Consider the following 23,215-nt stretch of genomic DNA (forward strand, 5'->3'; position numbering starts at 1 on the left):
GCTGAACATTTCGTCTCTTCGCCAAAACAGCTTCGGCGTTGTAAGGTTAAGCCTCACGGTTCATTAGTATCGGTTAGCTCAACGTATCGCTACGCTTACACACCCGACCTATCAACGTCGTCGTCTTCAACGTTCCTTCAGGACCCTTAAAGGGTCAGGGAGAACTCATCTCGGGGCAAGTTTCGTGCTTAGATGCTTTCAGCACTTATCTTTTCCGCATTTAGCTACCGGGCAATGCCATTGGCATGACAACCCGAACACCAGTGATGCGTCCACTCCGGTCCTCTCGTACTAGGAGCAGCCCCCCTCAATTCTCCAGCGCCCACGGCAGATAGGGACCGAACTGTCTCACGACGTTCTAAACCCAGCTCGCGTACCACTTTAAATGGCGAACAGCCATACCCTTGGGACCTACTTCAGCCCCAGGATGTGATGAGCCGACATCGAGGTGCCAAACACCGCCGTCGATATGAACTCTTGGGCGGTATCAGCCTGTTATCCCCGGAGTACCTTTTATCCGTTGAGCGATGGCCCTTCCATTCAGAACCACCGGATCACTATGACCTGCTTTCGCACCTGCTCGCGCCGTCACGCTCGCAGTCAAGCTAGCTTATGCCATTGCACTAACCTCCTGATGTCCGACCAGGATTAGCTAACCTTCGTGCTCCTCCGTTACTCTTTGGGAGGAGACCGCCCCAGTCAAACTACCCACCAGACACTGTCCGCAACCCGGATCACGGGTCTACGTTAGAACATCAAACATTAAAGGGTGGTATTTCAAGGTTGGCTCCACGCAGACTGGCGTCCACGCTTCAAAGCCTCCCACCTATCCTACACATCAAGGCTCAATGTTCAGTGTCAAGCTATAGTAAAGGTTCACGGGGTCTTTCCGTCTTGCCGCGGGTACACTGCATCTTCACAGCGAGTTCAATTTCACTGAGTCTCGGGTGGAGACAGCCTGGCCATCATTACGCCATTCGTGCAGGTCGGAACTTACCCGACAAGGAATTTCGCTACCTTAGGACCGTTATAGTTACGGCCGCCGTTTACCGGGGCTTCGATCAAGAGCTTCTCCTTACGGATAACCCCATCAATTAACCTTCCGGCACCGGGCAGGCGTCACACCGTATACGTCCACTTTCGTGTTTGCACAGTGCTGTGTTTTTAATAAACAGTTGCAGCCAGCTGGTATCTTCGACTGATTTCAGCTCCACGAGCAAGTCGCTTCACCTACCATCAGCGTGCCTTCTCCCGAAGTTACGGCACCATTTTGCCTAGTTCCTTCACCCGAGTTCTCTCAAGCGCCTTGGTATTCTCTACCTGACCACCTGTGTCGGTTTGGGGTACGATTCGTTGTTACCTGATGCTTAGAGGCTTTTCCTGGAAGCAGGGCATTTGTTACTTCAGCACCGTAGTGCCTCGTCATCACACCTCAGCGTTAACAGAAGTCCGGATTTACCTAAACTTCCCGCCTACATGCTTAAACCGGGACAACCGTCGCCCGGCTAACATAGCCTTCTCCGTCCCCCCTTCGCAGTAACACCGAGTACAGGAATATTAACCTGTTTCCCATCGACTACGCCTTTCGGCCTCGCCTTAGGGGTCGACTCACCCTGCCCCGATTAACGTTGGACAGGAACCCTTGGTCTTCCGGCGAGCGGGCTTTTCACCCGCTTTATCGTTACTTATGTCAGCATTCGCACTTCTGATACCTCCAGCAACCCTCACAGGCCACCTTCAACGGCTTACAGAACGCTCCCCTACCCAACAACACATAGTGTCGCTGCCGCAGCTTCGGTGCATGGTTTAGCCCCGTTACATCTTCCGCGCAGGCCGACTCGACCAGTGAGCTATTACGCTTTCTTTAAATGATGGCTGCTTCTAAGCCAACATCCTGGCTGTCTGTGCCTTCCCACATCGTTTCCCACTTAACCATGACTTTGGGACCTTAGCTGGCGGTCTGGGTTGTTTCCCTCTTCACGACGGACGTTAGCACCCGCCGTGTGTCTCCCGTGATAACATTCTTCGGTATTCGTAGTTTGCATCGGGTTGGTAAGTCGGGATGACCCCCTAGCCGAAACAGTGCTCTACCCCCGAAGATGAGTTCACGAGGCGCTACCTAAATAGCTTTCGGGGAGAACCAGCTATCTCCCGGTTTGATTGGCCTTTCACCCCCAGCCACAAGTCATCCGCTAATTTTTCAACATTAGTCGGTTCGGTCCTCCAGTTAGTGTTACCCAACCTTCAACCTGCCCATGGCTAGATCACCGGGTTTCGGGTCTATACCCTGCAACTTAACGCCCAGTTAAGACTCGGTTTCCCTGCGGCTCCCCTATACGGTTAACCTTGCTACAGAATATAAGTCGCTGACCCATTATACAAAAGGTACGCAGTCACCTAACAAGTAGGCTCCCACTGCTTGTACGTACACGGTTTCAGGTTCTTTTTCACTCCCCTCGCCGGGGTTCTTTTCGCCTTTCCCTCACGGTACTGGTTCACTATCGGTCAGTCAGGAGTATTTAGCCTTGGAGGATGGTCCCCCCATATTCAGACAGGATACCACGTGTCCCGCCCTACTCTTCGAGTTCACAACGTGTGCATTTTAGTGTACGGGGCTATCACCCTGTACCGCCGGACTTTCCAGACCGTTCCACTAACACACGCGCTGATTCAGACTCTGGGCTCCTCCCCGTTCGCTCGCCGCTACTGGGGGAATCTCGGTTGATTTCTTTTCCTCGGGGTACTTAGATGTTTCAGTTCCCCCGGTTCGCTTCGTTAAGCTATGTATTCACTTAACGATAGTGTGACGAATCACACTGGGTTTCCCCATTCGGAAATCGCCGGTTATAACGGTTCATATCACCTTACCGACGCTTATCGCAGATTAGCACGTCCTTCATCGCCTCTGACTGCCAGGGCATCCACCGTGTACGCTTAGTCGCTTAACCTCACAACCCGAAGCTGTTTCGTAAAACAGTCCGCGTTGCGAAAATTTGAGAGACTCGAACACACCGCTTTTCCTTTCTTATTACGGAGAAAGGAAACAGTGTGTCGTTTCAATTTTCAGCTTGATCCAGATTTTTAAAGAGCAAAACTTCGCAGCATACCTTTTCAGGTACACTCTGAAGTTTTCTTGTTGTGCAGCAGTAAAGGATGGTGGAGCTATGCGGGATCGAACCGCAGACCTCCTGCGTGCAAGGCAGGCGCTCTCCCAGCTGAGCTATAACCCCATCGTAATGCTAAATCTCTTGTACCGGTAATTCAGACTGAGACAAGGCGTGGAAGGACGAAGCATACTGAAGTATGCGAGTCGTTTCACAACGCAGTATTCAGGATGAATTTGGTAGGCCTGAGTGGACTTGAACCACCGACCTCACCCTTATCAGGGGTGCGCTCTAACCACCTGAGCTACAAGCCTGCAGAGATTTTTTACTGCTTATTTTTCATCAGACAATCTGTGTGGACACTACAAAGGCAGGTTCTTTCAGGTAAGGAGGTGATCCAACCGCAGGTTCCCCTACGGTTACCTTGTTACGACTTCACCCCAGTCATGAATCACAAAGTGGTAAGCGCCCTCCCGAAGGTTAAGCTACCTACTTCTTTTGCAACCCACTCCCATGGTGTGACGGGCGGTGTGTACAAGGCCCGGGAACGTATTCACCGTAGCATTCTGATCTACGATTACTAGCGATTCCGACTTCATGGAGTCGAGTTGCAGACTCCAATCCGGACTACGACATACTTTATGAGGTCCGCTTGCTCTCGCGAGGTCGCTTCTCTTTGTATATGCCATTGTAGCACGTGTGTAGCCCTACTCGTAAGGGCCATGATGACTTGACGTCATCCCCACCTTCCTCCAGTTTATCACTGGCAGTCTCCTTTGAGTTCCCGACCGAATCGCTGGCAACAAAGGATAAGGGTTGCGCTCGTTGCGGGACTTAACCCAACATTTCACAACACGAGCTGACGACAGCCATGCAGCACCTGTCTCAGAGTTCCCGAAGGCACCAAAGCATCTCTGCTAAGTTCTCTGGATGTCAAGAGTAGGTAAGGTTCTTCGCGTTGCATCGAATTAAACCACATGCTCCACCGCTTGTGCGGGCCCCCGTCAATTCATTTGAGTTTTAACCTTGCGGCCGTACTCCCCAGGCGGTCGACTTAACGCGTTAGCTCCGGAAGCCACTCCTCAAGGGAACAACCTCCAAGTCGACATCGTTTACAGCGTGGACTACCAGGGTATCTAATCCTGTTTGCTCCCCACGCTTTCGCACCTGAGCGTCAGTCTTTGTCCAGGGGGCCGCCTTCGCCACCGGTATTCCTCCAGATCTCTACGCATTTCACCGCTACACCTGGAATTCTACCCCCCTCTACAAGACTCAAGCCTGCCAGTTTCAAATGCAGTTCCCAGGTTGAGCCCGGGGATTTCACATCTGACTTAACAGACCGCCTGCGTGCGCTTTACGCCCAGTAATTCCGATTAACGCTTGCACCCTCCGTATTACCGCGGCTGCTGGCACGGAGTTAGCCGGTGCTTCTTCTGCGAGTAACGTCAATCGCCAAGGTTATTAACCTTAACGCCTTCCTCCTCGCTGAAAGTACTTTACAACCCGAAGGCCTTCTTCATACACGCGGCATGGCTGCATCAGGCTTGCGCCCATTGTGCAATATTCCCCACTGCTGCCTCCCGTAGGAGTCTGGACCGTGTCTCAGTTCCAGTGTGGCTGGTCATCCTCTCAGACCAGCTAGGGATCGTCGCCTAGGTGAGCCATTACCCCACCTACTAGCTAATCCCATCTGGGCACATCTGATGGCATGAGGCCCGAAGGTCCCCCACTTTGGTCTTGCGACGTTATGCGGTATTAGCTACCGTTTCCAGTAGTTATCCCCCTCCATCAGGCAGTTTCCCAGACATTACTCACCCGTCCGCCGCTCGTCACCCGAGAGCAAGCTCTCTGTGCTACCGCTCGACTTGCATGTGTTAGGCCTGCCGCCAGCGTTCAATCTGAGCCATGATCAAACTCTTCAATTTAAGTTTGATGCTCGTGAATTAAACTTCGTAATGAATTACGTGTTCACTCAGAGACTTGGTATTCATTTTTCGTCCGAGGACGTTAAGAATCCATGTCACTTTGAGTGCCCACACAGATTGTCTGATAAATTGTTAAAGAGCAGTGCGACGGCGCTGAGCGCTCTGTCGCGAGGTCCCGTATAATACGTTTTCCTCATTCAGAGTCAAGCATTTATTTTTGCTTTTCTCTGCCGGCGTTCATCGCTGAACCCCGCTAACCCGGCGGCCTGTAAGCCGTTGTTCCGTGTCAGTGGAGGCGCATTATAGGGAGTTCTGAGACGTTGACAAGCCCTGTTTTAAAAAAACTTTTCAACCGTCTCTTTTTTCACCAAATCAGCCCGTGACGTGGCAAAAAACCAGCGTTTTGCTGTTTTAACCAACGAAATAGTCCACCAGATGGCATACTGATACAGATAAAAAGAGAAAGGAACGGCATATATGTCTTTAAGCGCACAGCAACTGGCGGCACAAAAGAACATCTCCTGGGTATTAGCAGAGAAACTGGCTCAAAAAATCCTGACCGGCGAATACCCGCCGGAAAGTATTCTTCCAGGCGAAATGGAATTGGGGGAACAGTTTGGCGTGAGTCGCACCGCGGTACGCGAAGCGGTTAAGACGCTTACCGCCAAAGGGATGCTGTTGCCGCGCCCGCGTATCGGCACCCGAGTCATGCCACGCAGTAGCTGGAACTTCCTCGACAAGGAGCTGCTCTCATGGTGGTTAACGGAAGATAACTTTGAAGAGGTGGTGAGCCATTTCCTGGTTATGCGCAGTAGCCTGGAGCCTCAGGCCTGTTTTCTGGCAGCCACCTTCGGTAACGCGGAGCAAAAGGCCGAGCTCAATACCTTAATGGAAGAGATGGGCCAGTTAAAAAAACGCTTTCTGCGCGAACGCTGGATAGAAGTCGATATGGCCTGGCATGAGCACATCTATGAAATGAGCGGAAATCCGTTCCTGATCGCTTTCGCATCTCTGTTTCATTCGGTCTACCACACCTATTTCACCTCTATTACTCAGAACGAAGTGGTTAAGCTGGATCTCCACCAGGCCATTGTCGACGCTATCCAGGATAGCGATGGCCCGCGCGCGCTAAGCGCCTGCCAGACGTTATTGAGCGCACCAAACCATTCAGGCAAGTAACAAGGGTTCCGCATGAGCGAAAAAAAAGGGCGCAGTATGGCCGGACTGCCGTGGATTGCAGCCATGGCTTTTTTTATGCAGGCGCTGGATGCCACCATTCTCAACACCGCCCTTCCCGCCATTGCGCATAGCCTTAACCGTTCACCGCTGGCCATGCAGTCCGCCATCATCAGCTACACATTAACGGTCGCTATGCTTATCCCGGTCAGCGGCTGGTTAGCTGACCGCTTCGGCACCCGTAAGGTGTTTATCATTGCCGTCGGCCTGTTTACGCTCGGATCACTGGCCTGCGCCCTCTCCAGTTCATTAATGGAGCTGGTTATCTTTCGCGTGATTCAGGGGATAGGCGGCGCCATGATGATGCCGGTGGCGCGCCTGGCATTATTAAGAGCCTACCCGCGCAGCGAACTGCTCCCCGTACTGAACTTCGTCACTATGCCCGGCCTTGTTGGCCCTATTCTTGGGCCGGTGCTCGGCGGCGTGCTGGTTACCTGGGCCAGCTGGCACTGGATTTTCCTCATTAATATTCCTATCGGCATTATCGGGATACTTTACGCGCGCAAATATATGCCGGATTTCACCACCCCGCGCCGGCGTTTCGATACCACCGGTTTTCTGCTGTTTGGATTGAGCCTGGTACTGTTTTCCAGCGGCATCGAACTGTTTGGCGAGAAAATCGTCGCAACCTGGATAGCCCTTTCGGTCATTGCCCTCAGCGTCATCCTGCTGCTGGCCTATATCCGCCACGCACGCCGCCACCCGACTCCGCTGATCTCGCTTTCTTTATTTAAAACGCGCACCTTTTCGGTCGGTATTGCCGGTAATCTGGCGACGCGTCTGGGAACCGGCTGCGTGCCGTTTCTGATGCCCTTGATGTTGCAGGTCGGTTTTGGCTATCCGGCGATCGTCGCAGGCTGCATGATAGCCCCCACCGCCATCGGGTCGATTATCGCGAAATCGACCGTGACGCAGATTTTACGCTGGCTCGGCTATCGGAAAACCCTGGTCGGCGTCACCATTTTTATCGGACTGATGATTGCCCAGTTCTCATTCCAGTCTCCGGCAATGCCTGTCTGGATGCTCTTGCTACCGCTGTTTGTGCTGGGGATGGCGATGTCTACCCAGTTCACATCGATGAATACCATCACGCTGGCCGATTTGACCGATGATAACGCCAGCAGCGGCAATAGCCTGCTGGCCGTGACGCAGCAGCTATCCATTAGCCTCGGCGTCGCCATTAGCGCCGCAGTGCTACGTTTTTATGAAGGGTTCGACAGCGCCAGTACCGTTGAGCAGTTCCACTATACCTTTATTACGATGGGGGCGATTACCGTGGTTTCGGCGCTGACATTTATGCTGTTAAGAGCGAAAGACGGCCGCAACCTGATTAAGGAGCGGCACAAGCGTTAGACGGAGCCGCGAACGACCAGTTCCGGGGTGAGCTGAACGCGCTGCTGCTTCTGACCCGGATCGGCCATGCGATGAATCAGCACATCGATGGCCAGTTCGCCCAGTTCATCTTTCGGCTGATGGATAGTGGTCAGCGGCGGCGTCATATAGCGCGCCAGTTCGATATCGTCATACCCCACCAGCGCCATATCCTGCGGAATTCGTAACCCGGCCTGATACAGCGATTGATAGGCTCCAACGGCCATCGCGTCGTTGCCGACGAACACCGCCTGCGGCCGCTCGGGTAAGGCGAGCAGCTTTTGCATAGCGCTAAATCCGCCGCCAAATTCGAAATCACTGGTAATGACATAACCTTCCATCACCGGAAGCCCGGCGCGCGCCATTGCCGCGTGATATCCCTCCAGGCGCAGGCGCGACGGCGTTTTATCCAGCGGCCCGGCAATGCAGGCCACGCGGGTATATCCTTTATCAATCAGATATTGGGTTGCCATATCGCCGCCCAGCAGCGAATTGTCCTGAATCAGATCGCTATCGCCGTCGAACGGCGCCCAGTCCATCATCACCGTAGGGACTGACGGGTAGCGCTGCATAATTTCCGGTGAAGGTTGATGCGTTTCGGTACACAGCAGCAGCAGACCGTCGACGCGTTTTTGCATCAGCGTCTCAAGATTGCGGTTCATACGCTGCTCATCGCCTTCGGTATTACACAGCACCAGACTATAACCACGCTCAAAACAGCTGCGCTCCACGCCGCGCACCAGTTCCGAATAAAACGGATTGGTACTGGCGGTGATCAGCATGCCAATGGTCCGGGTCTGGTTTAATTTGAGGCTACGCGCCAGCGCAGACGGCGCATAGTTAAGGTTTTTAATCGCCGCATCAACTTTGGCGGTAATCGCCTCGCTGACGAAGCGATCTTTATTAATGACGTGAGAAACTGTTGAAGTGGAAACGCCCGCCTCGCGGGCTACATCCTTCATGGTAGCCAAACGTTACCCCTGTTGACGTAAAAACTCGTCGATTTCTTCGCGCCATGGTACGGAAGGCTGTGCGCCTTTGCGGGTAACGGCAATCGCTGCCGCGGCATGGGCAAAACGGATCGCTTCGTCCAGCGCGGTTCCTTCCAGTAAGGCCGTCACAAAGGCGCCATTAAAGGTATCGCCAGCGGCAATGGTATCGACGGCCTGAACTTTAAAACCGGGAACCCGACGGCCTTGACCGTCATGGCTGACCCATACGCCCCGGCTGCCAAGCGTAATCATCACGATACCAATGCCTTTTTCATGCAGCACACGGGCAGCTTTAGCCGCATCGTCATCGTTTTCAACGCGGATGCCGGTCAGCTTCTCTGCTTCGGTTTCGTTAGGCGTAATAATATCTATCAGCGAAAGCAACTCATCTGGCAGGTCACGCGCCGGTGCCGGGTTGAGCACAACGGTGGTCTGATGCTGATGGGCGATTTTTGCCGCCGCCAGCACGCTTTCCAGCGGTGACTCCAGCTGCATCAGCAGCGCCTGAGCACCCGCAATACGCGCTTTTTCCGCCTCAACCTGCTCGACAGAGAGCGCGGCGTTAGCTCCGGCATGAATACCGATGACATTCTCACCTTCGGCGTTAACAAAAATCAGCGCCACGCCGGTCGATTGAGCGTTGACCGCACGCACCGGCGCAACATCGATACGATCGCGCTCCAGCTGGCGGCGAACGCGTTCGCCGATATCGTCATCACCGGTACAGGCAATAAACGCAATATCCGCGCCGCTTCGCCCGGCGGCGACGGCCTGGTTAGCCCCTTTACCGCCGAAAGCCACCTGATAATGATGACCGGTGACGGTTTCGCCCGGCGTCGGGAAAGATTCAAGGTTAAGAATGTGATCGGCATTGATGCTGCCAAGGACGACGAGTTTGCCTGCGGTTTTCATTATTTCTGTTCCCGGGAAAGCGCGCCACCGGACTCCGGTGGCGCATGCCCTGCTTTTCTTTTTTATATTGTCCCTCGGATCGTTTCCGAGCCGAATCGCATATTACTGCTTAATGACCAGCTTCAGCTCAACCGGATAGCTGGCATCCACTTTCTCACCCTTCAGCACTTTATCAGCAGTCTCCACGCCTTTCACGCCGATCTGCTCTGGCAACTGAGCGATGGTCGCTGCCAGTTTGCCACTATTTACGGCTTTTTCGCCATCCGGAGTACCGTCAAATCCAACCACCATCACATCGGATTTGCCTGCCGTTTGTAATGCGCGCAGCGCACCCAGCGCCATTTCATCGTTCTGCGCAAACACCGCTTTCACATCAGGATGGGCGGTCAGCAGGTTCTGCATGACGTTCAGACCTTTGGTTCGGTCGAAGTCCGCCGGCTGGCTGGCCAGCACATTGAATTTGTGCGCGGCAACGGCCTGCTTAAAGCCCTCACCACGTTCACGAGCCGCGGAGGTCCCTGCAATACCCTGCAGTTCAATCACTTTCGCGCCTTCACCGGCTTTCTTCGCAATGTAGTCGCCGGCCATCTTACCGCCCAGCACGTTATCAGACGCGATATGGCTGACAACGTCGCCTTTCGAAGCCTGACGGTCGAGGGTAATCACCGGGATCTTCGCCTGGTTAGCCATCTTCACGGCGTTACCTACTGCATCAGAATCGGTAGGGTTAATCAGTAGCAGCTTCGCGCCACGTACCGTTAAATCCTGCACGTTCGCCAGCTCTTTCGCCGGGTTGTTCTGCGAATCCAGTACGACAAGGTTGTAACCCAGTTTGTCAGCTTCTTTCTGCGCCCCCTCTTTCAGAGAAACAAAGAACGGGTTATTCAGAGTAGAGATAACCAGGGCGATAGTGTCTTTGGCCATCGCGTTGGCGCTGACGGTTGCGCTGAGAGCCACAGCAGAGACCAGGGTCGCCAGTTTTTTCATATTCATAGTTAAGATGTCCTGTAGAGTTCTTAGTTACTGCTTTTTGTTGTCTACCAGCACCGCCAGCAAAATTACCACCGCTTTCACGATCATCTGGTAATAGGATGAAACGCCTAATAGATTCAAACCGTTGTTCAGGAAGCCAAGGATCAACGCACCAATCAAGGTACCGACAATACGGCCTTTACCACCCGCCAGACTGGTGCCGCCGAGCACGACCGCCGCGATAGCATCCAGTTCATAGCCGGTCCCCGCCGTCGGCTGCGCGGAAGAGAGACGCGCCACTTCGATAATCCCCGCCAGCGAAGCCAGCAGGCCGCATAACGAATAGACGATGATTTTTACTTTATTGACGCTGATGCCGGATAAGCGAGTTGCCGCCTCGTTACCGCCCAGCGCATAAATATAACGACCCAGCCGCGTATGGTGCAGCATGTACCAGGCCGCCAGAAAGACGATTGCCATAATCCACACCGGCGTCGGAACCCCTAACGGGCGCCCGATACCAAACCAGCCAAACAGGTCGGCGTTATCAGTAAACCCGGTGTTCACCGGACTACCGTTGGTGTAGACCATCGTCACCCCGCGCAGGAGCAACATCATCACCAGGGTAGCGATAAAGGCCTGAACACGCCCTTTCGCCACAATCACGCCGGTCACTGCGCCAATTGCCGCGCCTAAAGCAAGCGCCGCGGCAATCGCCACCAGCGCATTAACCTCCAGCCCCACAATCGATGCCGCAACCGCGCCGGTCAGCGCCAGCAGGGAGCCGACGGACAGGTCGATCCCCGAGGTCAGAATGACCAGCGTCATTCCGACGGCCATAATGGCGTTGACCGACGTCTGCTGCAGAATATTGAAGAGGTTATTAACGGTAAAAAAGTTGGGGCTCATGGTCGAAACAATCGCTATCAGCACCAGCAGGGCAATCAACGACTTTTGCTCCATCAGCCATGCTTTTGTGAAATAGCGGCGACCAGTAACAGCCTGGGTTGTCATCTTTTTTACTCCTGATTCACACGGTTAAGCTTGCCCACAGCGGCAGCCATCAATACTTCCTGGGTGGCCTGCTCGCGTGTGAACTCACCGCCGAGATGCCCTTCATGCATCACGATGATGCGATCGCTCATGCCCAGCACTTCCGGCATCTCCGAAGAGACCAGAATGATGCTCAGACCATCGGCTTTAAACTGGTTGATCAGCTGATAGATCTCTTTCTTCGCCCCCACGTCCACGCCGCGGGTCGGTTCATCAAGGATCAGCACCTTCGGCCGCGTCATCAGCCCGCGGGCGATGGCCACTTTTTGCTGGTTACCGCCGGAGAGCAGACCTATTGCCTGTTCCATTGACGGCGTTTTCACATTGAACAGGCGGATAAAATCGCTCACCGCCTGCTGCTCATCTTTGTGTTTCAGGCGGCCACCAGCATGGCTGAAATAGCGCAGTGCCGTTAACGACATGTTTTCTTTCACCGACATACCGAGCACTAAGCCATCGCGCTTGCGGTCTTCGGAAATATAGACAATCCCGTTTGCCAGACCATCCTGAGGGGAACGGGTCACCACTTCATGGCCGTCGAGCGTGACGGAACCGCTGGTGCGCGGCAGCGCGCCGTACAGCACCTTCATCAACTCCGTGCGTCCGGCCCCCATCAGCCCGGCGACGCCGAGAATTTCGCCCTGACGAAGGGAAAAGGTCACATTTTCAACGCCCGGTCCGCACAGATTGTCCACCTTCAGACGAACCGTACCGGGCGCTTTATCCAGGTGCGGGTACTGATCTTCCAGCTTGCGGCCAACCATCATTTCGATCAGCAGATCTTCATTCAGACTGGCTACCTCGCGCTCGGCGATAAACTGCCCGTCGCGAAAGACCGTCACATCATCGCAAATCTCGAAGATCTCTTTCATACGGTGAGAGATATAGACAATTCCGCGCCCCTGCGCTTTCAGCTCGCGGATGACGCGGAACAGAGATTCCGTTTCGGTATCGGTCAATGCGTCCGTTGGTTCATCCATAATGATGACCTTCGACTCAAAGCTCAGCACCTTGGCGATTTCAACCATCTGCTGATCGCCAATCGACAGATCGCCCACCAGCTTCTGGCTGTTAAAGCGTAAATTCAGCTTTGCCAGCAGTTTGTCGGCTTCGGCATACATTGTTTTCCAGTCGATTTTGCCAAACCGGTTCACGAACTCACGACCGAGAAAAATGTTTTCCGCGATCGTCAGCTGTGGGATCAGATTGAGTTCCTGGTGAATAATGCCGATACCGGCTTCCTGGGAGGATTTCGGTCCGTTGAAGGTGATCTCTTTGCCGAGCCACAACAGCGAGCCGGCATCGCGGGTATAGATCCCGGTCAGCACCTTCATCATGGTGGATTTGCCGGCGCCGTTTTCGCCGACCAGCGCCATCACGCGGCCAGCATAGACATTGAGCGAGGCGCCGGAGAGCGCCTTAACGCCAGGGAACGCTTTATCGATCCCTTTTAATTGCAATAAGGCTTCCATATCGGCGACCTCAGAACGTCACGCCGGCACAGAGAATAACGTTCGCATACGGGGAACACTCCCCGCTGCGAATCACCGCCTGACTATCTGCGGTTTGTTTTTTAAACTGCTCATGACTGGTGTAACGAATTTCAATGGTGTTTCCCTGGTGTTGCTGCAGCAGCTCAAGGTGAGTGAGCAACGTCGTATGGAGCTGCGGATTATGAGTTTTTATCTCTTCCGCCAGGATCGCCGCCTCAACCTGCATTTCCGCCGTCACCACCTCCAGAACCTGCATAAAGGAGGGAACGCCCTGGGTTAATGCCATATCGATGCGCGCGCTGCTGCGGGGAACCGGTAAACCGGCATCGCAGACCACCAGCGTATCGGTATGACCCAGGCGGGAGATAACCGAAGAAATATCAGCGTTAAGTACGGTGCCTTTTTTCATTTTTCTCTTTTGCTCCATTAGCGAAACGTTTCGCTGTCGCAAGTATTGTCAATACACGCGCGAAAAACCATCACCAGAAGAGAGAAATGTGATCGCCATCGAAACGTTTCGCAAACGCCGGGAAGGAAAAGTGAAGCGGGGCAAAAAACCAAAAAAAGCCCTTCACGTGGAAGGGCTTCAGAGCATCAGATTTCGACCTGGGTACCGAGTTCAATCACCCGGTTTGGCGGGATTTCAAACTGGTCCGGCGCCCTCAGGGCGTTACGCTGCAGCAGGAGGTACAGTTTTCCGCGCAAACGCAGATACCATGGCCGTTTGCCGATAATCAGCGATTCATGCGACATAAAGAAGGAGGTTTCCATCATCCGACAGCTCAGGCCTTCCAGCCCGCAGCGGTGGAACACCTCTTCCACGTTTGGCGTTTCGCGCCAGCCGTAGCTGGCCACCACGCGCCAGAACGACGGTGAGATTTGCTCAATCTGCACCCGGCGGACGTTATGCACATAAGGCGCATCTTCAGTACGCAGCGTCAGCAGAATCACGCGTTCATGCAGCACCTTGTTGTGCTTCAGGTTATGCAGCAGGGCAAACGGAATCACGTTCAGCGCACGGGACATATATACGGCAGTCCCCGGCACGCGAACCGGCGGTGATTTCTCCAGGGAAGAGATCATCGCTTCCAGAGAGTTACCGTGTTCATGCATCCGACGCAGCAGACGGAAACGCTCGCTTTTCCAGGTCGTCATCACGGTGAACATCACCAGACCCAGGGTTAACGGCAGCCAGCCGCCGGAAACAATCTTATCGAGGTTGGCCGAGAACAGCGGAAAATCAATGCTCATAAAGGCGATAAGGAGCAGCGCGACAACGAACTTATTCCAGCGCCAGTTTTTACGCGCGACCGTAGTGAAGAGAATCGTGGTCAACACCATGGTTCCCGTTACCGCGATCCCGTATGCCGCCGCCAGGTTCGAAGAGTGCTCGAAGTTGATAATCACGATCACCACCGAGACATACAGCAGCCAGTTGATGAACGGAATATAGATCTGTCCGGACTCCATTTCCGAGGTATGAATAATCCGCATCGGCGACAGATATCCCAGACGAACCGCCTGGCGAGTCAGCGAGAAGACGCCGGAAATTACCGCCTGCGAGGCGATAACCGTCGCCAGCGCCGCAATGATCAGCATCGGAATCAGCGCCCATTCAGGGGCCAGCAGGAAGAAGGGGTTTTTGATCGCCTCCGGGTGCTGCAACAGCAGCGCTCCCTGACCGAAGTAGTTCAGCACCAGCGAGGGCAGCACCACCGAGAACCAGGCCAGGCGAATCGGAAGTTTGCCAAAGTGCCCCATATCCGCATACAGCGCTTCAACACCGGTAATGGACAGCACCACCGCGCCCAGCGCAACAAAAGAGACGGTTTTATATTCAAGGAAGAAATGAACCGCCCAGTAAGGGTTTAGCGCCTGCAGCACTTCCGGGTTGGCGATAATGCTGCGCGCGCCCAGCACCGCCAGCAGCAGGAACCAAATCAGCATAATCGGCGCGAACAGCTTGCCGACCATGCTGGTGCCGTGCTTCTGGATAGCAAACAGCAGCGTCAGCACGATAATGGAGATGGGGACAATCCAGGTATCCAGATTAGGGGCGATAATTTCCAGCCCTTCAATAGCCGACATCACCGAAATCGCTGGCGTAATCACCACTTCGCCATAGAAGAAGCTGCCGCCGATCAGGCCAAGAATAACCAGAACCGACGTCATTCGCGCGGACGTATTGCGGCCCGCCAGCGACATCAGCGTCAGGATCCCCCCTTCACCGGCGTTATCTGCGCGCATGACGAAGGTGATATATTTGAGTGATACGGTAAAGATCAATAGCCAGAATATTAGCGACAGAAAGCCAAAAACAGCATCACGTTCAACGCCAAACCCAAACTGACCAGACAGACATTCCCGAAGTGTATACAGCGGACTGGTACCGATATCTCCGTATACCACGCCGATAGCCGCCAGCGTTATTGCTGGCAACGATTGCTTATTATCAGTGCTCATAGACTAGTCTTTTCGTTTATAAAACAAATGTGTGCCTAGTCCCTTGGCCCACAAAAAGCGCACAGTATGCACGATTATTTGCTGAATCGTACCCCTAACGAACATCATATTAACCTGACTCAAAGAAAATAAATCGATTCTTCAGGCTATTACCATCCCTAATCAAACATCTATACTCGGATCAATAACGACACATGAAAAAGCACGCAACTCAATTATGGCTCAATCACATTTACTGGCAGAAAGAATTTCCCGGCTCAGCGCCTCCCTCGAAAAAGGTTTGTTCGAACGCAGTCACGCGATACGACTCTGCCTGCTTGCCGCACTCAGCGGCGAAAGCGTTTTTTTACTCGGTCCGCCGGGCATCGCTAAAAGCCTGATCGCCCGCCGCCTCAAATTTGCCTTTCAGCAAGCCCGCGCCTTTGAATACCTGATGACCCGCTTTTCCACTCCGGAAGAGGTTTTTGGTCCACTCTCCATCCAGGCGCTGAAGGATGAAGGACGCTACGAACGCCTGACGACAGGCTATCTTCCGGAAGCCGAAATTGTCTTCCTCGATGAAATCTGGAAAGCCGGGCCGGCTATCCTCAACACCTTACTGACGGCAATCAACGAACGTCATTTCCGCAACGGGGCGAAAGAAGAAAAAATCCCCATGCGCCTGCTGGTGGCGGCCTCAAACGAATTACCGGAAGCGGACAGCAGCCTTGAAGCGCTGTACGACCGTATGCTCATCCGTTTATGGCTGGATAAGGTTCAGGATAAAACGAACTTCCGCTCAATGCTGATAAGCCAGCAGGATGAAAACAGCAACCCGGTCCCCGCCAGCCTGCAGGTCAGCGACGAAGAGTTCCGGCAGTGGCAGCAGGATATCAGCGCCGTGAAGCTTCCGGATAGCGTGTTTGAGCTTATCTTCCAGCTCCGCCAGCAGCTGGATACGTTACCAGGTTCGCCTTATGTCTCGGATCGGCGCTGGAAAAAGGCCATTCGTCTGCTGCAGGCCAGCGCCTTCTTCAGCGGCCGGGATACTATTGCTCCTATCGATCTGATTTTGCTGAAAGATTGTCTGTGGCACGATATCGAAAGCATGAATCTGATGTCACAGCAGCTGGAAACCTTGATGACCAGCCATGCCTGGCAACAGCAGGCAATGCTGACCAAACTGGGCGCCATAACCCAAAGACGCATCCAAATCCAACAGCAGCACAGCGACAAAACCGCGCTGAAGGTCACGCGCCTCGGCGGGATGTTCAGCCGTAAACCGCATTATGAATTACCGTCAGAACTCAAAGATACCACGCTGACTCTGCTGCTCCAGCAGCCGCTTAAGCTGCACGATATGGAAGTGATTCATATTACCTTCGTCCGCGAAGAGCTTTCGCACTGGCTGGAAAAAGGCGGTGAAATCCGCGGCAAGCTTAACGGCATTGGTTTCGCCCAGCAGCTGAATATCGATGTCGATGCCAGCCAGCATCTGGTTGTGCGCGACGTCAGCCTGCAAGGATCCCGTCTTTCGTTGCCCGGCAGCGAATCGCAAGAAAACATGCCGGCAGAAATCCGCCAGCAGCTGGAAGCGCTGGATGACGAGTGGCACCAGCAACATAACCGCTTTAGCGAACAGCAAAAATGTCTGTTTATTCCCGGTGACTGGCTAGGACGTATTGAAGCCAGCCTGCAGGACGTCGGCACGCAGATTAAACAGGCGCGACAGCCATGACGCTGGATATGCTGAATGTCATGCTGGCAGTCAGCGAAGAGGGGATGATCGAGGAGATGCTGCTGGCGCTGCTGGCCTCTCCTCAGCTTGCCGTGTTCTTCGAAAAATTTCCGCGCCTGAAGAATATTATCGCCGCCGATATTCCACGCTGGCGGCAAGCCGTCAGAGCACGACTCAAAGAGACGCCGATCCCGCCGGAGCTGGATATTGAAGTACAGCACTATCAGCGATCGCAGCTGCTCTCCACCTCGCAGTTCATCGTGCAGCTCCCGCAGATCCTTGGCCAGCTGCATCAGCTGCACTCGCCGTTTGCAGCCCAGGCGCAGCTGCTGGTGGATGACAATGCGACCTTCACGCCCGCACTACATACCCTGTTTTTACAACGCTGGCGTCTGAGTCTGGTGGTGCAGGCAACCACACTCAACCAGCAGCTACTGGATGAAGAACGCGATCAGCTGCTGAGCGAAGTCCAGGAGAGGATGACGCTGAGCGGGCAGCTGGAGCCGGTGCTGGTGGAAAACGATAACGCCGCGGGCCGGCTGTGGGATATGAGCGCAGGTGAGCTGAAGCGCGGTGACTATCAGCTGATCGTTCGCTACGGTGACTTTCTCAGCCAGCAGCCGGAGCTGATGCAGCTGGCTGAACAGTTAGGCCGCTCGCGGGAAGCCAAATCGGTACCGAAAAAGGATGCGCCGATGGAAGCCTTTCGCAGCCTGGTGCGTGAGCCGGCAACGGTACCGGAACAGGTTGATGGCCTACAACAGAGCGACGATATCCTGCGCCTGCTGCCGCCGGAGCTGGCGACGCTGGGGATCACTGAACTGGAATTCGAGTTCTATCGCAAGCTGGTAGAAAAGCAGCTGCTGACCTATCGGCTACATGGCGACGCCTGGCGGGAAAAAATCACCGAGCGGCCGGTGACCCGACAAGATGTTGACGAGCAGCCGCGCGGACCGTTTATCGTCTGCGTCGATACTTCCGGCTCGATGGGCGGTTTCAACGAACAGTGCGCCAAGGCATTTTGCCTGGCATTAATGCGGGTGGCGCTGGCGGACAATCGCCGCTGCTTGATTATGCTTTTCTCCAGTGAAGTCGTGCATTACGAGCTGACGGGCCCGCAGGGTCTGGAGCAGGCGATCCGCTTCCTGAGCCAGCGTTTTCGCGGCGGTACGGATTTAGCCAGCTGTTTCCGTTCGATCATTGAGCGAATGCAAAATCCGCAGTGGGTCGATGCCGATGCGGTGGTGATTTCCGATTTTATTGCCCAGCGGCTGCCGGACGAGGTGATCAATAAGGTGGGGGAGCTACAGCGCAAGCATCATCATCGCTTTCATGCGGTGGCGATGTCTGTACATGGCAAACCCGGCATAATGCGCATCTTCGATCATATCTGGCGCTTTGATACCGGGTTACGTAGCCGCCTGCTGCGACGCTGGCGGCGTTAACGGATCTCTCCGGGCAATTAAAGGAGCGAAGTCACGCTCTCACGAACCTGCGACGGCCATACGCCGCACTGCACCTGGCCGATATGATCCAGCTGCAGCAGCAGCATGGTAAGACGGGATTGACCAATGCCGCCGCCAATAGTCTGCGGCATTTCACCGCGCAGCAGCGCCTGGTGCCACTCCAGTTTCAGGCGATCCTCATCACCGGTGATCGCCAGCTGGCGCTTCAGGGCCTCGGTATCCACGCGGATCCCCATAGAGGAGAGCTCGAAAGCGTCTTCCAGCACCGGGTTCCACACCAGAATATCGCCGTTCAGGCCGCTAAAGCCTTCCTCAACCGACGTACTCCAGTCATCATAATCCGGCGCACGAACGTCGTGACGCTGACCATCAGAAAGCTTACCGCCAATCCCTATCAGGAATACGGCTCCCAGCTCTTTGGCAATCGCCCGCTCGCGGCCTTTGGCATCGAGATCCGGATAACGGCTCAGCAGCGTCTGGCTATGGACAAACTGAATCTGTTCCGGAAGGAACGGCGTCAGGCCGAACTCTTTACATACGGCGGCCTCGGTCGCTTTGATCCCGGCGTAGATAGCCTCTACGGTTGATTTTAATGTGCCGACATGACGTTCATCATCACCCATCACGCGTTCCCAGTCCCACTGGTCGACGTAAACGGAGTGAATGGCGGTCAGTCGGTCTTCATCGGGGCGAAGGGCCTTCATGTGCGTGTACAGCCCTTCGCCCGCGCTGAAGTCGTGTTGTCCCAGGGTTTGACGTTTCCACTTCGCCAGTGAATGAACCACTTCGAACTGGGCGTCTGGCAGTGTTTTCACTTTCACCTGAACCGCTTTCTCGCAACCAGACAGGTTGTCCTGAGTCCCGTCTCCTACGCGGCTTAAGATAGGTGCCTGGACTTCAATCAGACCAAGCTTCTCTTCCAGCTGGCGGGAAAAGTGAGACTTAACGAAACTAATCTGGCGTTGTTTTGCGATGTATGCGGTTTTCATTTTTTATTACTCCTGCGTCCTGTTGATATTGATTAAGCAACAAAAACGACCACCAATTCAATAATCAAACAACAAAAAGCCATGTTCACTTTTGATTCATTAAAATATATGGCTAATATAGAAAGAATCATCAAACATCATAAGAAAAACCTATGGAAAATTATCAGATCGACAATCTGGACCGCGGCATCCTGGAAGCCTTAATGGCCAATGCTCGTACCGCCTATGCTGAACTGGCCAAACAGTTTGGCGTCAGCCCGGGGACGATTCATGTTCGTGTGGAGAAGATGAAACAGGCGGGCATCATCACCGGTGCCCGTATCGACGTGAACCCCAAACAGCTCGGTTACGACGTCTGCTGCTTTATCGGCATTATTTTGAAAAGCGCCAAAGACTATCCCTCTGCGCTGGCCAAACTCGAAAGCCTCGACGAGGTTACCGAGGCCTACTACACCACCGGGCACTACAGCATCTTTATTAAGGTGATGTGCCGCTCGATCGATGCCCTGCAGCAGGTACTTATCAACAAGATCCAAACAATCGATGAAATTCAGTCCACCGAGACCCTGATCTCCCTGCAGAACCCGATCATGCGGACCATCCGCCCGTGATCGGGCTTTTTTAATCCCACATTTTCCACAGGTAGATCCCAGCTCTCACACAGCGTACAATGTGCCACTCTGAATAATTGAGCAGACGATCATGGCAGACATTACGCTTATCAGCGGCAGTACCCTGGGCAGTGCGGAATATGTAGCGGAGCATCTGGCTGAAAAGCTGGAAGAGGCGGGCTACAGCACCGAAATCCAGCACGGTCCGTTGATCGAGGATCTGCAGGCTGAAGGGATCTGGTTAGTTATCTCCTCGACACATGGTGCGGGCGATATCCCTGATAATCTGCTGCCGTTCTATGAAGCGCTTCAGGAAAAGCAGGCAGACCTGTCCGCCGTTCGTTTTGGCGCCGTAGGTATTGGTAGCCGCGAATACGACACCTTTTGCGGCGCCATCGACAAAATCGACAGCGCATTGAAGGCATGTGGTGCCCAACAGATCGGCGAAACGCTGAAGATAAATGTCCTGGAACATGAAATTCCGGAGGATCCGGCTGAGATTTGGGTCGGATCCTGGAAAGATTTACTCTAAGTTTTGTAAAGATCGTCCGATCTTCTGTGGATAACTACAGTTAAAAGCTCTGATCAACCGGTAGTTATCCAACGTATAACCAGTGGCTGCTTTTTGACCTGTGTATAACCCTTCATTTTGATCCCAGCTTATACGGAACAGGATCACCGATCATTCACAGATAGTGATCCTTCTTAAGCATTTGATCTTAAAACGCGGATCCGGCTTATCCACAGAAAGGTTCGATCCTAATAAGAGATCACAATAAAACAGATCTCTAAATAAAAGATCTTCTTTTTAATACTCAAGATCCCGGAGCTTTCTCGATCGACTAAAGTTGAGTAGAATCCACGGCCCGGGCTTCAATCCATTTTCAAACCGCTTTATGCGAGGCATACCACCATGTTTTATCAGGATCCTTTTGACGTCATCATCATTGGCGGGGGTCATGCAGGCACTGAGGCCGCGATGGCCGCAGCGCGAATGGGTCAGCAGACCCTGCTTTTGACACACAATATCGACACGTTGGGGCAGATGAGCTGCAACCCGGCGATTGGCGGCATTGGGAAAGGACACCTGGTAAAAGAAGTGGATGCGCTTGGCGGACTGATGGCGAAAGCGATCGACCAGGCAGGCATTCAGTTTAGGATACTAAACGCCAGCAAAGGCCCGGCGGTACGGGCGACACGCGCTCAGGCAGACCGCGTGCTCTATCGTCAGGCGGTGCGCACTGCGCTGGAAAACCAGCCCAACCTGATGATCTTCCAGCAGGCGGTTGAGGATCTGATTGTTGAAAACGATCGGGTTGTTGGTGCCGTTACCCAAATGGGTCTGAAATTCCGCGCCAAAGCGGTGGTCCTGACCGTCGGCACCTTCCTTGACGGCAAGATCCATATCGGACTGGATAATTACAGCGGTGGTCGCGCAGGCGATCCGCCGTCCATCCCCCTTTCTCGCCGATTACGTGAGCTGCCGCTACGCGTCAGCCGCCTGAAAACCGGTACGCCGCCGCGTATTGACGCCCGTACCATCGATTTTAGCGTTCTGGCGCCGCAGCATGGTGATAACCCCATGCCGGTCTTCTCGTTCATGGGCAATGTGGCTCAGCATCCGCAGCAGGTACCGTGCTATATCACGTATACCAACGAGAAAACCCACGACGTGATCCGTAATAACCTCGATCGTAGCCCAATGTATGCCGGGGTGATTGAAGGGATCGGACCGCGTTATTGCCCGTCGATCGAAGATAAAGTGATGCGTTTTGCCGATCGTAACCAGCATCAGATCTTCCTCGAGCCAGAAGGGCTGACATCCAACGAAATTTATCCAAACGGTATCTCCACCAGCCTGCCGTTTGACGTACAAATGCAAATTGTTCGCTCTATGCAAGGCATGGAGAACGCCAGAATCGTTCGCCCAGGCTACGCTATTGAGTACGACTTTTTCGACCCGCGGGATCTGAAGCCGACGCTGGAAAGTAAATATATCCACGGTCTGTTCTTTGCCGGACAGATTAACGGCACCACGGGTTACGAAGAAGCTGCCGCCCAGGGGCTGCTTGCCGGTCTGAACGCCGGTCGTTTCTCTGCGGAAAAAGAGGGATGGGCGCCGGCGCGTTCGGAAGCCTACCTCGGCGTGCTGGTCGACGATCTGTGTACTCTGGGGACCAAAGAACCGTACCGGATGTTTACTTCACGCGCCGAATATCGTCTGATGCTGCGCGAAGATAACGCCGATCTGCGTCTGACGGAACAGGGGCGTGAACTGGGTCTGGTCGATGATGAACGCTGGGCGCGTTTCAACGAGAAGCTGGAAAGCATTGAGCTGGAGCGTCAGCGTCTGAAATCCACTTGGGTTTATCCGGCGGCGGACAGTGCGGAAGAAGTGAATGCTCACCTGACTGCACCACTTTCTCGCGAAGCGAGTGGAGAAGATTTACTTCGTCGTCCGGAAATGACCTATGAGCAGCTGGTTCAGCTGTCGCCGTTCGCGCCGGGCCTCGAAGATGTGCAGGCCGCAGAACAGGTCGAAATCCAGGTGAAGTACGAAGGGTATATTGCTCGTCAGCAGGAAGAGATCGAAAGACAGCAGCGTAATGAGAATACGATCCTGCCGGCAACGCTTGATTATCGTCAGGTGATCGGGTTGTCGAATGAGGTGATTGCCAAGCTCAACGATCACAAACCGTCTTCAATCGGTCAGGCTTCGCGTATTTCCGGCATCACGCCAGCGGCGATCTCTATTTTGCTGGTCTGGCTGAAAAAGCAGGGGATGCTGCGCCGTAGCGCCTGATTGCCCTGACAGGCGGAATTTGGCGGATAGCAGGCTGCTTCTCCGCCCTTTTTGATTCACCGGCCCGGTAAGCGTCATCGCCTCCGGGCTCATTATTTCTGGACAGGT

At 54.0% G+C, this 23,215-nt stretch carries 15 protein-coding genes, 2 tRNA genes and 2 rRNA genes; 7 read left to right on the forward strand and 12 right to left on the reverse strand.

Annotation, left to right across the window (positions count from 1 at the left end):
* Window positions 1-42: 42 nt before the first annotated feature.
* From Q1L34_RS25975 to Q1L34_RS25990, 4 genes are all read right to left on the reverse strand, one after another.
* Window positions 43-2,948 (reverse strand): 23S ribosomal RNA (locus Q1L34_RS25975).
* A 206-nt stretch (window positions 2,949-3,154) separates the two neighbouring features.
* Window positions 3,155-3,230, reverse strand: a tRNA-Ala gene (locus Q1L34_RS25980).
* Window positions 3,231-3,341: 111 nt separating this feature from the next.
* Window positions 3,342-3,418, reverse strand: a tRNA-Ile gene (locus tag Q1L34_RS25985).
* 71 nt (window positions 3,419-3,489) lie between these two features.
* A 16S ribosomal RNA gene (locus Q1L34_RS25990) occupies window positions 3,490-5,029 on the reverse strand.
* Together the 16S and 23S rRNA genes with 2 tRNA genes alongside form the textbook arrangement of a ribosomal RNA operon.
* A gap of 477 nt (window positions 5,030-5,506) precedes the next feature.
* On the opposite strand from Q1L34_RS25990, the gene Q1L34_RS25995 reads away from it, so the two are divergent.
* Window positions 5,507-6,208, forward strand: a complete 702-nt coding sequence (locus Q1L34_RS25995; RefSeq protein ID WP_004869256.1) for a FadR/GntR family transcriptional regulator — start codon at window positions 5,507-5,509, stop codon at window positions 6,206-6,208.
* 12 nt (window positions 6,209-6,220) lie between these two features.
* Entirely contained in the window at window positions 6,221-7,618 is a 1,398-nt protein-coding gene (mdtD, locus tag Q1L34_RS26000; RefSeq protein WP_004869253.1) for a multidrug transporter subunit MdtD, read from the forward strand.
* Here mdtD and rbsR read toward each other — a convergent pair.
* From rbsR to kup, 7 genes are all read right to left on the reverse strand, one after another.
* Window positions 7,615-8,598 carry a ribose operon transcriptional repressor RbsR gene (gene rbsR, locus Q1L34_RS26005; RefSeq protein WP_004869251.1) on the reverse strand — a complete coding sequence of 328 codons (984 nt, stop codon included), beginning with the start codon at window positions 8,596-8,598 and terminating at the stop codon, window positions 7,615-7,617. The genes mdtD and rbsR overlap by 4 nt on opposite strands.
* Before the next feature lie 12 nt (window positions 8,599-8,610).
* Entirely contained in the window at window positions 8,611-9,540 is a 930-nt protein-coding gene (gene rbsK, locus Q1L34_RS26010; protein WP_004869249.1) for a ribokinase, read from the reverse strand.
* A 102-nt stretch (window positions 9,541-9,642) separates the two neighbouring features.
* The gene (gene rbsB, locus Q1L34_RS26015) at window positions 9,643-10,533 is read right to left on the reverse strand and encodes a ribose ABC transporter substrate-binding protein RbsB (protein ID WP_004869247.1); all 891 of its coding nucleotides are present in this window, start codon (window positions 10,531-10,533) and stop codon (window positions 9,643-9,645) included.
* A gap of 27 nt (window positions 10,534-10,560) precedes the next feature.
* Window positions 10,561-11,526 carry a ribose ABC transporter permease gene (rbsC, locus tag Q1L34_RS26020; RefSeq protein WP_004869245.1) on the reverse strand — a complete coding sequence of 322 codons (966 nt, stop codon included), beginning with the start codon at window positions 11,524-11,526 and terminating at the stop codon, window positions 10,561-10,563.
* Between the two features lie 5 nt (window positions 11,527-11,531).
* Complete coding sequence (gene rbsA, locus Q1L34_RS26025; RefSeq protein WP_004869243.1) at window positions 11,532-13,037, reverse strand: ribose ABC transporter ATP-binding protein RbsA; 1,506 nt, start codon at window positions 13,035-13,037, stop codon at window positions 11,532-11,534.
* A gap of 10 nt (window positions 13,038-13,047) precedes the next feature.
* Window positions 13,048-13,467: a D-ribose pyranase gene (gene rbsD / locus Q1L34_RS26030; RefSeq protein ID WP_163980659.1), complete on the reverse strand. Its 420-nt coding sequence runs from the start codon at window positions 13,465-13,467 to the stop codon at window positions 13,048-13,050.
* A 185-nt stretch (window positions 13,468-13,652) separates the two neighbouring features.
* On the reverse strand, window positions 13,653-15,521 hold the full coding sequence (gene kup / locus Q1L34_RS26035; RefSeq protein WP_004869240.1) for a low affinity potassium transporter Kup: 1,869 nt from the start codon (window positions 15,519-15,521) through the stop codon (window positions 13,653-13,655).
* Window positions 15,522-15,738: 217 nt separating this feature from the next.
* On the opposite strand from kup, the gene ravA reads away from it, so the two are divergent.
* Both ravA and viaA read left to right on the forward strand, forming a co-directional pair.
* A complete protein-coding gene (gene ravA, locus Q1L34_RS26040) occupies window positions 15,739-17,238 on the forward strand; it encodes an ATPase RavA (RefSeq protein ID WP_004869239.1) in 1,500 nt (499 codons plus the stop codon).
* A complete protein-coding gene (gene viaA, locus Q1L34_RS26045) occupies window positions 17,235-18,683 on the forward strand; it encodes an ATPase RavA stimulator ViaA (RefSeq protein ID WP_071359054.1) in 1,449 nt (482 codons plus the stop codon). The genes ravA and viaA overlap by 4 nt, the downstream gene beginning before the upstream one ends.
* Before the next feature lie 17 nt (window positions 18,684-18,700).
* On the opposite strand, the gene asnA is transcribed toward viaA, so the two are convergent.
* Window positions 18,701-19,693, reverse strand: coding sequence for an aspartate--ammonia ligase (gene asnA / locus Q1L34_RS26050; RefSeq protein ID WP_327204323.1), 993 nt, complete (start codon window positions 19,691-19,693; stop codon window positions 18,701-18,703).
* A gap of 152 nt (window positions 19,694-19,845) precedes the next feature.
* Here asnA and asnC point away from each other — a divergent pair, with 152 nt between their 5' ends.
* The 3 genes from asnC (at window position 19,846) to mnmG (ending at window position 23,107) form a co-directional block, all read left to right on the forward strand.
* The gene (asnC, locus tag Q1L34_RS26055; RefSeq protein WP_004869233.1) at window positions 19,846-20,304 is read left to right on the forward strand and encodes a transcriptional regulator AsnC; all 459 of its coding nucleotides are present in this window, start codon (window positions 19,846-19,848) and stop codon (window positions 20,302-20,304) included.
* 91 nt (window positions 20,305-20,395) lie between these two features.
* Window positions 20,396-20,836: an FMN-binding protein MioC gene (gene mioC, locus Q1L34_RS26060; protein ID WP_004869231.1), complete on the forward strand. Its 441-nt coding sequence runs from the start codon at window positions 20,396-20,398 to the stop codon at window positions 20,834-20,836.
* A 381-nt stretch (window positions 20,837-21,217) separates the two neighbouring features.
* Window positions 21,218-23,107, forward strand: coding sequence for a tRNA uridine-5-carboxymethylaminomethyl(34) synthesis enzyme MnmG (mnmG, locus tag Q1L34_RS26065; RefSeq protein WP_032718450.1), 1,890 nt, complete (start codon window positions 21,218-21,220; stop codon window positions 23,105-23,107).
* The last annotated feature ends 108 nt before the right edge of the window (window positions 23,108-23,215 follow it).

Origin of the sequence: Klebsiella ornithinolytica, assembly GCF_030505655.1 — a bacterium.
In the GTDB taxonomy this organism is placed as follows: Bacteria; Pseudomonadota; Gammaproteobacteria; order Enterobacterales; family Enterobacteriaceae; genus Klebsiella; species Klebsiella ornithinolytica.